At 62.9% G+C, this 15,668-nt stretch carries 12 protein-coding genes; 1 reads left to right on the plus strand and 11 read right to left on the minus strand.

The features are described from left to right. Positions 1–12 precede the first annotated feature (12 nt). The 7 genes from ACZ0AI_RS16735 to ACZ0AI_RS16765 all read right to left on the minus strand — a co-directional run bounded on the left by ACZ0AI_RS16735 (position 13) and on the right by ACZ0AI_RS16765 (position 9,607). On the minus strand, positions 13–1,338 hold the full coding sequence (locus ACZ0AI_RS16735; RefSeq protein ID WP_463562838.1) for an HlyD family type I secretion periplasmic adaptor subunit: 1,326 nt from the start codon (positions 1,336–1,338) through the stop codon (positions 13–15). Next, on the minus strand, positions 1,338–3,146 hold the full coding sequence (locus ACZ0AI_RS16740; RefSeq protein ID WP_463570043.1) for a type I secretion system permease/ATPase: 1,809 nt from the start codon (positions 3,144–3,146) through the stop codon (positions 1,338–1,340). The genes ACZ0AI_RS16735 and ACZ0AI_RS16740 overlap by 1 nt, the downstream gene beginning before the upstream one ends. Positions 3,147–3,286: 140 nt before the next feature. Continuing rightward, the gene (locus tag ACZ0AI_RS16745) at positions 3,287–3,850 is read right to left on the minus strand and encodes a heme acquisition protein HasA (RefSeq protein WP_463562840.1); all 564 of its coding nucleotides are present in this window, start codon (positions 3,848–3,850) and stop codon (positions 3,287–3,289) included. Positions 3,851–3,965: 115 nt separating this feature from the next. After that, positions 3,966–6,977: a TonB-dependent receptor gene (locus ACZ0AI_RS16750; RefSeq protein ID WP_463562841.1), complete on the minus strand. Its 3,012-nt coding sequence runs from the start codon at positions 6,975–6,977 to the stop codon at positions 3,966–3,968. Positions 6,978–7,108: 131 nt separating this feature from the next. After that, entirely contained in the window at positions 7,109–8,089 is a 981-nt protein-coding gene (locus ACZ0AI_RS16755) for a FecR family protein (protein ID WP_463562842.1), read from the minus strand. Positions 8,090–8,180: 91 nt separating this feature from the next. Beyond that, positions 8,181–8,684: an RNA polymerase sigma factor gene (locus tag ACZ0AI_RS16760; RefSeq protein WP_225837153.1), complete on the minus strand. Its 504-nt coding sequence runs from the start codon at positions 8,682–8,684 to the stop codon at positions 8,181–8,183. 59 nt (positions 8,685–8,743) lie between these two features. Continuing rightward, on the minus strand, positions 8,744–9,607 hold the full coding sequence (locus tag ACZ0AI_RS16765) for a LysR family transcriptional regulator (RefSeq protein ID WP_463562843.1): 864 nt from the start codon (positions 9,605–9,607) through the stop codon (positions 8,744–8,746). 96 nt (positions 9,608–9,703) lie between these two features. Between ACZ0AI_RS16765 and ACZ0AI_RS16770 the strand changes: the two genes are divergently transcribed. Further along, positions 9,704–10,129 carry a VOC family protein gene (locus ACZ0AI_RS16770; RefSeq protein WP_225837150.1) on the plus strand — a complete coding sequence of 142 codons (426 nt, stop codon included), beginning with the start codon at positions 9,704–9,706 and terminating at the stop codon, positions 10,127–10,129. A gap of 28 nt (positions 10,130–10,157) precedes the next feature. On the opposite strand, the gene ACZ0AI_RS16775 is transcribed toward ACZ0AI_RS16770, so the two are convergent. The 4 genes from ACZ0AI_RS16775 to pgi form a co-directional block, all read right to left on the minus strand. Then, positions 10,158–10,790, minus strand: coding sequence for an SCO family protein (locus tag ACZ0AI_RS16775; RefSeq protein ID WP_463562844.1), 633 nt, complete (start codon positions 10,788–10,790; stop codon positions 10,158–10,160). A gap of 278 nt (positions 10,791–11,068) precedes the next feature. Next, positions 11,069–12,598 (minus strand): SulP family inorganic anion transporter, encoded by a 1,530-nt coding sequence (locus ACZ0AI_RS16780; protein ID WP_463562845.1) that lies wholly within the window; start codon positions 12,596–12,598, stop codon positions 11,069–11,071. 199 nt (positions 12,599–12,797) lie between these two features. Beyond that, a complete protein-coding gene (locus ACZ0AI_RS16785) occupies positions 12,798–13,529 on the minus strand; it encodes a carbonic anhydrase (protein ID WP_225837144.1) in 732 nt (243 codons plus the stop codon). Between the two features lie 411 nt (positions 13,530–13,940). Next, positions 13,941–15,605 (minus strand): glucose-6-phosphate isomerase, encoded by a 1,665-nt coding sequence (pgi, locus tag ACZ0AI_RS16790; protein WP_463562846.1) that lies wholly within the window; start codon positions 15,603–15,605, stop codon positions 13,941–13,943. Positions 15,606–15,668: the final 63 nt, after the last annotated feature.

Genomic DNA, 15,668 nt, shown 5'->3' on the forward strand with positions numbered 1-15,668 from the left:
GATTCGATGCTTTCATTCTTCCACCAGCGCCATATGGGTGCGATCGGTCAGCGGCTTGAACAGATAGTTGAGCAACGAACGCTCACCGGTGCGCACGAAGGCTTCCACCGGCATGCCTGGCCGAATCTGTTGGCCCTGCAACTGCCGCAATCCGTCTTCATCCACCTGCACACGCAGCCGGTAATAGGGCTGATCGGTCTTTTCATCCAGCAGGCGGTCAGCGGAGACCAGCGTCACCTTGCCATTGACCCGCGGCGTACGGCTCTGGTTGAAGGCGACGAACAGCAGCTCCACGTCCAGGCCGGGCTGCAGCTTGTCGACCAGCTCCACGGGGACTCGTGCGTCGACCAGCAACGGAGCGTCCTGCGGGACGATCTCCATCAGCATCTGCCCCGGCGAAATCACCCCACCCTCGGTGAATACGTCGAGCCCGACCACGGTGCCCGCGGCTGGGGCCCGGACTTCACTGTGGGCCAGTTCGAAGTCGGCAGCGCTCAGTCGGCTGCCCAGTTCCTCCACCTTGAGGCGTGAATCGGCAAGCTGCTGACGGACGTCCTGCTGGTACTCCTCGCCACGCTGCGCGGCACGCAGACGCAGCTCGAGTATCTGCCGCTGAGTGCGGCCGATATTGCCGAGGTCTTCGGAGATGTCACCATTGAGCTGGGCATACAGCCGCTCGTTTTCCAACAGTCGATTGCGGGCCACGTAGCCTTCGCGGGCCAGCTCGCGCAGCCCCTGCAATTGCGCCTGCATGCTACTGCGCTGCTCGTCCTTGTGAGCCTTGGCGGCGCGCAGCCCTTCGAGCACGGCCTGGCTGCCGGCAATACTCTCCTGCAGGCCATCGAGCTCCAGACGCAACGCGGCCCGTCGACTGGCGAGCAACTGCTGCTGCAAGGCCAGGGTCGAGTCGACCCGTGGATCGTCTACTGAGGCGATGACCGGCGGAAAGTCGATGGCCGCCAGTCCGTCACGCTCGGCCTCCAGGCGAGCACTGCTGGCCACTGCTCCAAGGTGCTGAACGAACAACGATTCGCGCTGGGCACGAATCTGCGTGGCGTCCATGCGAATCAGCACCTGACCGGCTTCGACTTGGTCACCGTCACGTACCAGCAGGCTCTGAACTACCCCACCAGAGGGGTGCTGCACGGCTTGACGATTGCCGGCGACCACCACATTGCCGCTGACTGCCACGCCCTTGTCGAGGGGTGCCAGGCCGGCCCAGAGCAGAAAGCCACCGAAACCGACTGCCAACAGCCAACCACCCATGCGTGAATAACGCCGCTCGTCGAGGAGCAGCACATCGGCCAGCAGCCCTTCCTTACGCAGAGATTCGGCCATCAGGACGCCACTCCCTGGCTGCTGTAACTCATGCTCAGCGAAGGGGCACTGCGTACGGTCGCAGCCACCACTGCCGTCTTGGGTTGCAACTCTTGCAGCACCCGCTCGGCCGGGCCGAACGCCTGCATCTGCCCGTCACGCAGTACCAGCAGCTTGTCGGTGCTGGCCAGCAATGACGGCTTGTGGGCGATCAGCACCAGGGTGCGACCTTGCCGCTTCGCCTCGGCGATGGCCGCCAGCAGGGCCTGTTCACCCGCTTCGTCGAGATTGGAGTTCGGCTCATCGAGCACGATCAGCGCCGGCAGGCCATACAGCGCACGGGCCAGGCCGATACGTTGCCGCTGCCCCCCGGACAGCCCGGTGCCACCCTCGCCAAGACGGGTATCGTAGCCATCGGGTAGCTGCAGGATCAGGTCATGCACACCGGCCATCCGCGCGGCGGCCACCACCTTCTGTGCATCCACCTCGGTGAAACGGGCAATGTTCTCGGCCACGCTGCCGGCGAACAGTTGCACGTCCTGCGGCAGGTAACCGATATGAGCCCCGAGGGCAGTGCGCTCCCATTGCTGGAGATCGGCGCCATCCAGACGCACCTTGCCGGTCTGCGCCTTGGGCACGCCCACCAGCAGGCGTGCCAGGGACGACTTGCCCGAGCCGGAGGGGCCGATCACACCCAGCACCTCGCCCGCCTCCAGGGCGAAACCAAGGTTCACCAGGCACGGTGTGCGGGTGCCCGGGGCGAAAGCGCTAAGCTGCTCGACGCGTAGCGCACCGAGCGGCGCGGGCAGCGGCATGCCTGCCTGGCGCGGCGGGTGCGCCTGGAGCAGCGCCGACAGCCGCTCGTAGGCCAGCCGCGCATTGCTCCACTGCCGCCAGACGCCGAGAACCTGATCGATGGGCGCCAGCACCCGGCCCATGAGTATGGAACCGGCGATCATCATGCCCGGCGTGATCAGCCCATCCAGGGCCAGCCAGGCACCCAGGCCCAGCACCAGTGACTGCAGCGCCAGACGCACGTACTTGAACCAGGCGCTGAACACGGCGGTCTTTTCACTGGCCAGGTTCTGCTGGCCCAGGAAACCGGCATGCAGAGCGAACCAGCGCTGGCGTATCGCGTCAAGCATGCCCATCGACTCGACGGCTTCGGCCTGACGCAAATGGCCGGCGGCCTGCTGATTCGCCGCGATGGAAAGCCGTGCAGCCTCGCCAAGCGGCTCCCGGGTCAGACGCTGATTGAGCCAGGCCAGCATCACCAGCGCCAGGGCGCCTACCAGGGCAAGCAGACCAAGCCACGGGCTGAACAGGAAGATCACCCCCAGATACACCGGGAACCAGGGGGCGTCGAAGAAGGCGAACAGCGCATTGCCGGTGGCGAACTGGCGCAGGCTGGTGAGATCGCTCAGGGCCTGGGTCGAGGTCTGTCGAGCGTTGCTCAGGTTGGCTTCGAAAGTCGCCTCGAATACCCGTGCATTGAGGCGCATGTCCATCTGCGTACCGAGCCGGATCACCAGCAGGCTACGGATCCATTCCAGCGCCCCGGCGAACACGAACAGCCCGACCACGATAAGGGTCAGCATCAACAGGGTCATGGCATTGCCGGAGGCGAGCACCCGGTCATAGACCTGCAGCATGTAGAGCGCAGGTGCCAGCATCAGCAGGTTGATCACCGCAGAGAACAGGCCGACATGCAGCAGCCCTGATCGGCAGGCACGCACGAACCTGAAGTATCTCGTTGGCAGCCGCGGGAACGGGCGCGCGCATGCAGGGGCTCCTTGGCGCAATGCCAGGCGCAACACGCCCGGCGGCATCCCCCGGCACCATTGACGGGCGCCTGGGCGACACCCAGAATTCGTGACCGTCACAGCCTGGGCCTTGGAAAACACGGGCCGTGACGGCGTTACCAGAGCGAACGGGATGACATATCCGTTCGCTTTTTATTGCCCGACCATCAGGCCGCCAGTAGCAGCTCGGACTCGCTGAACGAAGAACCAGCCGTGGTGATGATGTCGTCGGTCAGGCCGGCAGCTTCCAGCACGGCCAGCAGGCCACCGTCGTTCGGGGTACCGGCGCTGTCGGTAGCACCCTCGACAGAGCCGTTCATCAGGCCCCAAATCACATCGTGCACGGCATTGTCGCGACCTTCCGCCGCCGTGGCGGTCAGCGGCGTGTTGCCGAAGTCGAAGGTGATCAGCGGGCTGGAAACGGTACCGTTGGCATTCAGGCCACCCCCCAGGGTCACCTGCTGCAGGGTGCCGTACAGCGAGTGGCTGCTGAAGTTGTAGGACAGGTTGCCGACCGCCGAGAACGAGAAGGAACCATCGCTCAGGGACATCGCATAGGTGTCGCCAGAGAGGCCAGAGGCGACACCGTTGCTGTAGAAACCGCCGGTGTTGGTGGGATGCTGACCCGATACACCTGTTTCCTGGTAGGCCAGCAGCAAATCTTCGAGCGTGCCACCCGAAGAGAAGCTGCCTGGGAAATAGTCGGCGTCATAGCTGTAGGAAATTGCCATCTTTCTTTCTCCTTGCTTGGCGATCATTTCGCCGGTTGGTTGGCACCTGACGGTACCGATTTGCACACCGTTGCCAGTGCGCCTCCTATGTGGCCATCAAAGACAGCGACCACACCTAGAACTGCAGCTCGAAACCGCCCATCACGGTGCGGCCCGGGCCATAGGATTTGGTAAAGATGTCGGAGTAGCCGCTGACGTAACTGCGGTCGCGGATGTTTTCCACAGTGGTACGCAGCAGCAGGTTGCGGCTAACCCGATAGCTGGCGAACAGATCCCAGGTGGTGTAGCTGGGCCACAGGTCGTAATCCCAGTCTTCAGGGCCGCCGGCAGCGCTGTAGTTCAGCCGCGCACCAATCTCCAGGCTTTCGTTGAGCCAACGGGTGCCGACCACCCAACTGCCACGATCCATGGGCAGGTTGCGCGCACTGTTCATTCCGAAGATGTCGCCAGCGCAGGACTCCTGAGAATCCAGATAGGCCTCATAGGAGGCATAGCCAGCAGCGATGGCGTCGTTGTGGAAGTCCGAGTAGCTGCCGTCCTCACGGGGTATGTCTTCGCGAATGTTGCCGCTGCCCAGGGGATAGACCTTCTGGCAGAGCTCGTTATCGCCGCCCAGCACATGGGTGTAGTTGATGCCGGTGTACCAGCGCCGCGCGTCGTAATCGACCTCGAACTCCATGCCACGGAAGTTCATCGGCACCTGGTTGTTGACGAACAGGGTATTGCCCAGCCCACCGGTACGGCCCGGCAGGGTATTGACCATGGAGGTCACCAGGTAATTGTCGACCCGGGTGTCGTAGTAGGCGACCTTGGCCTGAAAACGATCACCGTTGCGGATCAGATCGAAGGTGTCGACGTTGAAACCCAGCTCCCAACTGCGCGAGGTTTCCGGGTCGGCATAGGGGTTGGGATACATGCGCGCGAAGGGATCGCCGGGGTGAGAACCCTCCATCAGCGACTCGGTCAGGGCCGGCGGGCGCCATGACTCGCCCCAGTTGGCGAACAACTCCAGCCAACCCACAGGGCGGTAGGCGGCCGCAACGGTAGGCAGTAGCTTGCTCATACTCTCATCGACGTCGTAATCGTACATACCTGGGCTGGAAAGCCAGCGAGGGTCATAGAGCGGACCGTCGTAACGCGGGGCAGCCGTGGGGTCTGCTAACCAGCCCTCATAAAGCGGCACGTTGTTACACGCGCGTATCTGGGCTGCTCCCGAGCCTGTCGCACAGGTGTTGCGGACGTTGTTCAGGGTATTGGTAGTCGTACTGACGAAACGCTCCAGTCTTGTCTGGTAGCTCCACTCGGTGCCCGGCACCTGAGTCTTACCCTTGAGGTTGTAATAGTCGTAACGCAGGCCCCCCGACAGGGTGATCTTTTCAGTTTCAAAGGTCAGGTTGCCAAACACACTGGCGATGCTGCGTTTGCCATTCGGGTTGAGGGTATTCTCGCTAGAAGCAAAGGGCTCTCCCTGATAATCGCTCTCGCTCTTGGAGGTGCCCTTGTCGAGGAAGTACTCCAGACCATGGTTAAAACTAAATCCGTGCATGCCCGCCACGGCGAATCGCGCCGTGTTATCGAGCTTGAAACCGTAGGTTTCGACACGGGTTTGCGTGTCGTTGCCCAGACCCGCTTCGCACGCGTTTTGCCACGAATCGGGGATCGGATTCTGCCGACAGAAGTTCAGTCTCCAGGCAGTAGCCGTCATATCCACGCCATCGGTCACTAGAGGGCGGCCCGCAGCGCTGTAACGTTGGTTCTCTGTAGTGACGTAGTAGAGCTTGGCGTTCAGGTCGATCCAGGCCGAGTCAGGCGTGAAGGTGTAATCCAGGCCAAATGACTGCGAGCGTGCACTGGCATCACCGAACTTGGCCCAGGCCGCGTCACCGTCGATGGCCGAACCGTCTACCGCGCTGGTCACGCGGCGGTCGGAAACGTTGTTGTAGCTGAGGTCGGTGCCCACGTAGGTAAATTGCAGGGATTGCTCGGGCGTCAGGGTGAAGCGGCCCTTGAAAAGCTCCGAGTCCTGCTCCTGATTGGAGAACTTGATGCGGTCGACCACCTGGGTGACACCTTCCCTGCCGTCCTGAACGCCGGAGGTGAGAAAGTCGAAGTTCTCCCGACGCGAGCCCGGCGCGTAATCGCCGAAGCTGCGTCGGCTGCGGGCGGCGAGCAGCTCCCAGCGGTCATCGAAGCGCCCGGCCACAGCGGCACTGCCGATGAAGTTGACGCCATTGCCGTGGCCGCCCAGGCCGGTCATGCCGCGCAGGCGCACGCCCTGGTCCTGGCCCGGCAGAATGATGTCGTCGACATTCAGCGTGCCGAAGTTGGCGCTGCCGGCAATCGACGCGGCACCGGTGACGTCGGAGCGCGGGCCCTTCTCGATCACCACGCTGCTGATCAGCTCGGAATCCACGTAGAGCTGGCCATTGCGCTGCTGATGGCCGTTCTCGTTGAAGTTCTGGCGCATGCCATCGATCATCGTGTTGACCCGACCGAAGTCCTGCATGCCGCGGATGTTTACCGACAGCCCTGGATCCTGGGCGCTCACCGCGCTGTACACGCCTGGTGTTTCGACCAGCATGTCGGCCGCATGCCGTGGCGGGTTGCGGTCGAGCTGGTCACGGGTGATAACGCTGACCGAGCGCGGCGCCTGGTAGATCCATTCATTGCTGACCTCGCGGGTCGATTCGATGGTCGTCGCATCGATCTGCAGCGTGCCGGCGACTTCGGCCACCCGCTCCACGTTGACCCGCCGCTCACCCGTGAAGCTGTAGCTGACCGGCAGACCACTGAGCAGCAGACGCAAGCCCTGCTCTGGCCCGTGTGGCCCCTTTAACTCACGACTTTGCAGCCCTGCCAGCTTGCTGCTGTCGAAGAACACCTGAATCCCGGCCTGCTCGGCAAAGGCGATCACAGCGCTCCCCAGCGGCTGTGCGGGAATGTCGAACTGGATCTGAGCTGCCCGTACAACGCCGCCCGCATTCGCCACCACGGGCGCCGACTGCTGGGCCCAGGCGCTACTGCCAGCGACCAGCGCCACACCCACCAGCAAACCACCCGCCAGCCCCAGAGAGCGCTGTACGCTCTGGTTTCCGGCGATTGAATGACGCATTCCCTTGTTGCCCATCGACCCTGCTCTTTGTTGATATTGTCGTGTAATGAAAATCACTATCAACAAGCAAGACGTTGCAGCCGGGAAAACTCAGTAAGCGTTTTTGGAAATTATTTGTTCGGCTGAAAAGCGCAGACGACCGCGGCTCAGTAAATGATGCTGAGCCCGGGCAGATCGCTATGCCGGGCCTGCAGCTCGCCTGTGAGAGTAGCGACCGCAGCGTCCAGAGAATCCAGGCGGAACACACCGCTGACTCGGCGCTGCGCCAGTTGGCCACCGGCGATGAGAATGTGCCCGTCGCGGTAGCGATTTAGCTGGGTCACCACCTGCTGCAACGGTACCTGATCGAAAATCAGCAGGCCGCGCTGCCAACTGCTGGCTCGTGACAGATCCAGGCTCAGCCGCTCGATCCGCCCATCGGCGTCGAAACGCGCACTCTGCCCCTCATCGAGAATCAGGCTCTGGCCCTGCTTGCTGACGGCCACACGGTGCTGCATGACACCGACGAGCGCCTGTTCGGCGTCATCCCGGCTGACCAGAAAACGCGTGCCTAGCGCCTGGGCCTTGCCGCCACCGCTGTCGACGATGAATGGCCGTGACTCGTGCTTGCCCACCGGAGCCGTCTGAAAAATGGCCGAGCCGGCCAGCAACTCGATACGCCGCGCCTGGGTGGTGTAATCGAGACGTATGGCACTGCGCGCATCGAGAATCGCCTGGCTGCCGTCAGGCAGCTCGAAGGTGCGTACTTCCCCGCTGGCGGTCAGATGGTCGGCGATCAGCGGCAGGTACAGCGCGTCACCCTGCGTCCAGCCGATGCCGGTAACGATCACGGCCAGTGAGGCACTGCTCAGCCAGCGCAATGCACGCCGGCTACGACGCCTTGGCAGCGCTGCAATCGGCCGAGCGGGTGAACGGCGCGGAGTATCTAGAACCGGCTCCCCCAGGCCAGCCAGGTCGCCCCAGGTATGCCGGGCGAACTGCAGGGCGGCGCCGTGACGCAGATCGAGGGCGAGCCAGGACTGCAGCGCCAGCTGCTCATTCTCGTCGAGTGGCGAGTCGCTCATGCGCACCGCCCATTCGGCAGCGGCCTGGCGAATCTCGCGATCCTGCAGGTCTGGGCTATTCACGTCGTGCTCTCGGTTTCTCTTATAAGGGTAATGACGCTCGGGCGGCCCTTTTACCGTAAAAGTGCCCGCCGATAACGGTATTTTTTGCCGTTCACGAGCTGGCTCCCAGGCGCTCCATGACATGCGACAGCGCCTTGGAGAGGTGCTTTTGCACCGAGCTGTCGCTGATTTCCAGACGCCTGGCGACCTCGGCGTGGGTCAGTCCTTCGATTCGGTTGAGGTGAAAGATTTCGCGGGTACGCGGCGGTAGTTCAGCCACTGCACGCTGCAACAGCTCCATACGTTGCTGCCTCTCGGTCGTGTCTTCCAGGCTGTCGACCTCATCTTCGACAGCATTGAGCACCTCGTCGCCCACCAGGTCGGTCTTACGCCGCTCCTGCTGGCGACGGTGGTCGATCAGCAGGTTGCGTGCGGTACGGTAGAGATAGGCTGGGGTATTTTCGATGTGGTCGTGCCGCGCTTGCTCGGTCAGGCGCAGGAAACTCTCCTGAACCAGATCGGCGGCCAGGTGCGGGTCACGGCTCTTGCGCAGCAGGAAGCTTTGCAGCGCCCTGGCGTGCTGCTGGAAAAGGCCTTTGAGATCCAGATCCGACAATCGTCATACCTGACCTGAGCGAAAAGGAGCAGCATCTTACCGGCCAATGAGAATAGTTTTCAATTATCATTTTTGCCGAGGCACTGTAGCAACCAGTCCAGTGCCGGCTGGCGCTGTGCCCGGCGCAGGATCGCCACCAGCTCACGATGGAAAGTCAGCTCGCCCAGCTCCAGCACGCGTAACGTCGTAGGCCGCTGGCACCAGAGCCCGGCGCGGGGGATCAAGGAAACACCCAGGCCACATTCGACCATGCGCACGATGGCTTCCAGCTCATCCAGCTCCAGCGCCTCGCGAGGCGTCAGGCGCTGCTCGCGCAGGAAGCGTTCGACCTGGCGGCCGCCGAAGGAGCGCCGGTCGTAGCGCACGAAGGGCTGCTCACGCAGCAGTTGCAACGGGTCATCGCCGGGAAGCTCGGGGGGCGCGATCAACACGAAAGGCTCGCGTACCAGTTCTACCTGCAGCAGCTCCTTGGGCAATTCGAACGGCGGGCGGATCAGCACGGCCAGATCCAGTTCGCCGGCATCCACCTGACCCAGCAGGTCGAGAGAAACCCCGGGAACCAGCTTTAACTCCACCTGCGAGGCCTGGGTGCGAAACCGCACCAGGGCTTCGGGCAACAACCCGGTCTGCACGCTGGCGATGGCGCCGATCTTCAATTCACCCTGCCATTCCGCCAATGCGGTAGGCAGGGCCATCTGCGCGTACAGGCCAAGGATCTGCTCGGCCAGCGGCAGCGCATGGCGCCCGCCCGCACTCAGCACGGCGCTGCGCCCGCTACGATCGAACAGGCGCACGCCCAAGCTCTGCTCCAGCACGCGCATCTGCGCGCTCACGGCGGACTGGGTGAGGCCCACACGCAAACCGGCGGCGGCGAAGGTTCCATAGCGGGCGACGGCGATGAAGGTTTTCAATTCGCGGAGCATTGATCGATTTCATTTGAGCTGGGCGGCAAGAATATTCGCTTTTAATCAAAATTCTTGCATCTAAAATCAACGGGCACCGACCTAAGGAGCCTGATCATGGCACTCTCCCCATTTCACTTGGCCATTCCGGTCTACGACCTGGCAGCCGCCAGACATTTCTATGGCGACGTCTTCGGCTGCGCCGAAGGCCGCAGCAGCGACCACTGGGTGGATTTCGATTTCTTCGGTCACCAGTTGGTGATCCACGAAGCGCCGAAGATGGCGTATCAGGAGTCGGCCGTCAGCAACCCGGTAGACGGCCACGACGTGCCGGTACCGCACTTCGGCGTGATTCTCGACTGGCCGGTGTGGGAAGCCCTGGCGCAGCGCCTGCAGGAGCGCGAGACGGCGTTCGTGATCGAACCCTACGTGCGCTTCAAGGGCCAGGTGGGCGAACAGGCCACCATGTTCCTCCTCGACCCGTGCGGCAACGCCCTGGAGTTCAAGGCGTTCAAGGATATGAGTCAACTGTTCGCGAAATGAAAAATGGGGCCCTACAGGCCCCATTCTTTCAGTCTTTGCGGATCAATCCCGGCAACTGTGCGGCCAGTTTTTCAACATTGATCGGCGCACGAATGAAGCCACGCTGGGTGCCGTCCGGGCCGATGACGGCGAGGTTGCCGCTGTGGTCGACGAGGTAGTTTTCCTTGCTGGTATCAGCGGGGATATAGGGAATGCTCACCGCGTTGGCCAGCTTCTGGATGGTGTCCGGCTCGCCGGTCAGGCCCATGTAACCGGCGTCGAAATAGCCCAGGTACTTCTTCATCTGCTCCGGCGTGTCGCGATTCGGGTCGACGGTCACCAGCACGATGCGCAGATTGTTCCAGGCCTCCTCCGGGATTTCCGAACGCAGTTGGCGCAGCTGGGCCAGCGTCGCCGGGCAGATGTCCGGGCAGAAGGTGTAACCGAAGAACAGCAGGCTCCATTGATCCTTGAGCTGGCCGGTGGAGAAGGTCTGGCCATCCTGATCGACGAAGTCCAGTGCCGGTACCTGACGCTGTTGCGGCAACATCACGATGCCGGCGGCGAGCAGCGCGGCGGGATCGCTTTTCGACTTGCTGCTGAGCACCTGATTGACGGCAAGGCCGAGCACCAGAGCGGTGATGGAAATCAGGACGAATACGGTGATTTGCTTTCGGGTCATGGCGGCCACGATGGTCTGAGTGAAAGGTGATCGCCCAGTCTGGCCAGATAACCCCTGATCGACACGCACATGACACGTCGGCCAGGCGGATGGGATCAGCCGGTAGGCGATGAACAGCGGGAAAAGGTACCAGATACTGAGCGCCAAGGTCGCATTGGCGCCTGCGGCCAGCTGTCACGGTGAACAGAGTCGCGCCTGCCATTGCAGCAGGCGCGCATGAAGCGGGCAGGCTCCACGCTGCACATTTGCAGCTCAAGCCCGCCAGCGGCCGATTGCTATCAGGCCACCGCGCGCCGCATGCTCAGTGTGCGGCCTTCCAGCCGCCGGTTGAGACCGTGGCGTTCGATCAGCAGCGCACCACCTTGCTGTTCTGCCGCGCGGCCCCAGTCGTCGAGCAACTCCATGCAGGCATGATCGACGTAGCTGAGCTTGTCCAGCGGCACATGCAGGCGAGTGGTCGGCGTGATGCCTTCCAGCACGCTGGCCAGGTGCGGCACCTTGAGGAAGGTGGCGGAGCCGATAAGGCGCAGTTCCGCTTCATCTGGGCCGAGTTGGTTGAGGTTGACCTTCAGGCGCGAAGCCTTGCCGGCCAGTTTGACCAGGGTCAGCGCGAAGCCGATCAACACACCAGTGAGCAGGTCGACTGCGACGATGCCGATGGCAGTGGCCGCGTAGATAAGTACCGGCGCACGCCCATAGCGGCCAAGGCCACGGATCGCCTTGATGTCGACCAGTTTGAAGCCGGTGTACACCAGTACCCCGCCGAGCGACGCGATGGGAATGCTCTGCAGCACGCCGGGCAGCAGCATCACGAACGCCAGCAACCAGGCCCCGTGCAGGATGGCCGACATGCGGGTGCGCGCGCCGGCCTGCACATTGGCCGAACTGCGCACGATGACCCCGGTCATCGGCAAGGCGCCGAGCACACCGCAGAGCATGTTGCCGATCCCCTGAGCGGATAGCTCACGATCCATATTGGAGCGTGCGCCACTGTGCATGCGATCCACCGCCGCGGCAGACAACAGGGTTTCCGCACTGGCGATGAAAGCCACCACGACGGCGGCCAGCAGGATGTGCGGATCGGCCAGGTTGAGCAGATCCGCGGGCTTTACCCAGTCGATGGCATCGCTCAGCGTGGCCGGTACTTCGACCCGCGCCACGCCCAGGTTCATCCACAGGCTGATCAGCGTCATCGACGCCACCCCCAGCAACGCGCCCGGCAGAAAGCGCAGGCTGTTGGGGCGCAACTTGTCCCACAGGAACATGCAGGCGATGGTGCCGAAACCCAGCAGGGCTGCCGCCATGGCGCTGCCGCCACCAAGGCCGGGAATCGCCTGGCGCACCGTATCGGGGAAGGCCAGCAGGTTGTCCAGGCCGGACGCCTGGGGTTTTACATCGAACATCACGTGCAACTGTGAAAGCACGATCAGGATGCCGATACCGGCAAGCATGCCGTACACCACTGCCGGTGCCGTAACGCGAAACCAGCAGCCCAGTCGCAGGCGCCCGGCGATCAGTTGCAGCAGACCAGCGAGCAGCAGAATCGGCCCGAGCATGGCCAGGCCGTGGGTGCGTACCAATTCGAACACCAGCACGGCGAGGCCGGCAGCCGGGCCGCTGACCTGCAGCGGCGAGCCGGCCAGCCAACCGACCACCAGACCACCGATGATGCCGGTGATCAGGCCTTTGGCCGGCGGCATGCCGGAAGCAATGGCGATGCCCATGCACAGCGGCAGGGCGACGAGAAATACCACGATGGATGCCAGGGCATCACGGGGTAGCGCGGATTTGAAAGAAGCGAGGGTCATGGTGCGGTCTCCTGCGGGTACGGCGCACGTAAAGGTCACGACGACAAGCAACGCTCGCCGTCTGGCAGGTAGGCAGTCAAAACCCAAGGGTCTATCACCGTCGTACATGACGGAGCAGACCCGAACACGGCTGTCGATTGTTGGCGGGATTAACCCACGGGTCGATTCATGGCCACCGGGTGACGTCCTGTCGGGTCGGCTAGGAAGCCAGGTAACGCGCTCGGGGGCTGGCGTTGGGTGCGGTTTCGCCATCAAGCGGCAGGAACTCGCCACGCTCGGCGTCATAGGCCTTGATGGTGCAGTTCTCGATGTCGTAAACCCAACCGTGGATGAACAGCTGACCGCTGGCCAGGCGCGCCGCTACCGAGGGGTGCGTGCGCAGGTGGTCAAGCTGGGCCACTACGTTCTCTTCGGTGAGCACGCCGAGCGTGGAGTGATCGGCGCAGCCGCAGTTGTCGGCCACCACGGTCTTGGCGACTTCGGCATGGCGCAGCCAGGCCTTCACCGTCGGCATGCGCTCGATGGTGTCAGGCGCCAGCACCGCTTTCATGGCACCGCAATCGGAATGCCCGCAGATGATGATGTGCTGGACGCCCAGGCCCATTACCGCGTACTCGATGGCAGTGGATACGCCCCCGTTCATCTGGCCGTACGGCGGTACCACGTTGCCGACGTTGCGGGTCACGAACAGCGAGCCAGGATCGCTCTGGGTAATCAGTTCGGGAACGATGCGTGAGTCCGCGCAGGTGATGAACATGGCCTGCGGGCTCTGCTGGCGGGCCAGCTTGCTGAACAGTTCGCGCTGCTCGGGAAAGACTTCGGTGCGGAAACGCTGAAAGCCATCAAGCAGGGTCTGCAGGGCATCTTCCGCGGTCTGCTTGCCGGCTGCCGGGGGTGTGGCGGATCGGATGGAACGAATGCGCTCGCTCATGGTGCCTCCTGGTTTCAGTCGTGATATTGACTTGCCATCTGATGGCAGTTTGCTTCGTGACTATTCAGTCACATCGCACACGAATTTACCCATGAAGGCTTAAACCAACCTTAATCGCAAGAAAAGCGACCCAAATTGGTTGGCGATATGTAACTGCATACCACTGAGCCGGGCTTACCCTCGCTCTACCACCAACCGCTCTAGCACGGGCCTTAAACCTATCCCATGTAAAAGCGTGCAGATGTCCGCAGTGTTACACCGAGCGGCCTTTGATCAGAAAAGTCATGCATGAGCAGAGCAAGGCCGGCCACGCACGGCCAGGCAAAACACTGATCAAAGGGAGAAATGCCGGGCGGCTTTTGCGCATATGGCTGCGCAAAAGCCGCTTCAGGCAAAGGTACTGCGGAGCAATCAGCCGCGGTGACGACCGCGGAAGAAGTCGATCAGGCCCTGGGTGGAGCCGTCTTCCGCACGCGTTTCTTCGCTGCCGACCATGCGCGAATAAACGCCCTTGCCAAGATCCTTGCCCAGCTCCACGCCCCACTGGTCGAAGGCGTTGTTGCCCCAGATGACGCTCTGCACGAACACCTTGTGCTCGTACATGGCGATCAAAGCACCCAAGCGCCGTGGGCTGACGCGCTCCATGACCAGAGTGTTGCTCGGGCGGTTGCCGGGGATCACCTTGTGCGGCGCCAGGCGCTGCACTTCTTCCTCGTTCACACCCTTGGCGCGCAGCTCATCCTCGGCCTCCTCACGGGATTTGCCGAGCATCAGCGCCTGGCTCTGCGACAGGCAGTTGGCGTACAGCCACTGCTGGTGGTCGGCGACTGGGTTGTAGCTGCTCACCGGCACGATGAAATCCGCCGGAATCAGCTGAGTGCCCTGGTGCAGCAACTGGTGGTAGGCGTGCTGGCCGTTACAGCCCACACCGCCCCAGATCACCGGCCCGGTGGCGGTGGTAACGGGCTCGCCATCCTTGCGCACGCTCTTGCCGTTGGACTCCATGTCCAGCTGCTGCAGGTGCTTGGTGATGTTTCGCAGGTAGTGGTCGTACGGCAGGATGGCATGGCTCTGGGCGTTCCAGAAGTTGCCATACCAGACGCCGAGCAGCGCCAGCAGCACCGGCATGTTCTCTTCGAACGGCGCGGTCTGGAAGTGTTCGTCCATGCGGTAGGCACCGGACAGCAGCTCCTTGAAGTTGGACATGCCGATGGACAGGGCGATCGGCAGACCGATGGCCGACCACAGCGAGTAACGCCCGCCCACCCAGTCCCACATCGGGAAGATGTTCTCTTCACGGATGCCGAAGCCCACCGCCGCTTCGCGGTTGCTCGACACGGCGATGAAGTGACGATAAAGCTCGGCCTCGGAGCCCCCCTGAGCCAGGTACCAGCCGCGAGCGGCCTGGGCGTTCTTGAGCGTCTCCAGGGTGCCGAAGGACTTCGACGAGACGATGAACAACGTGGTCTCGGCGCGTAACTTGGCAGACAGTTCGTGGAACTCGCTGCCGTCGATATTGGCCAGGTAATGGCAGCGCACACCGCGCTGGGCGAAGGGCAGCAGCGCCTCGGAGACCAGTTGCGGGCCGAGGAAGGAGCCACCGATGCCGATGTTCACCACGTCGGTGATGGGCTTCTCGGTGTAACCGCGCCACAGGCCGTCGTGGATGCGCCCGACCAGCTCGGTCATCTGCTGCAGCACGCGCTGCACCTCGGGGATGATGTCGACGCCGTCGACCTGCACCTTGTCACCCAACGGACGACGCAGCGCGGTATGCAGCGCCGGGCGCTTCTCGGTGTTGTTCAGCAGCTCACCGTCGAACAGCGCGCGAATGCCCCGCTCCAGCCCCACTTCACGAGCCAGATTAACCAGCAGCTCGCGGGTCTCGGTATTGATCAGGTTCTTCGAGTAATCCAGAAACAGCCCGCAGCCGCTCAGGCTGAAGGTCTCGAAGCGCTGCGCATCGGCGGCGAACGCCTGGCGCATGCTGAAACCGGCGAGGCGCTCACGATGGGCGACCAGGGCCTGCCAGCTCGGCAATTGCGTGACATCCAGCGATGATGAAAGGTACGGCATGAAGACTCCTTGGTTCGGGTCAGCCAGGCTGACCTCGCGAATTCAATTACATGCCGCATGGGT

It is taken from the genome of Pseudomonas sp. AC355 (assembly GCF_979258205.1).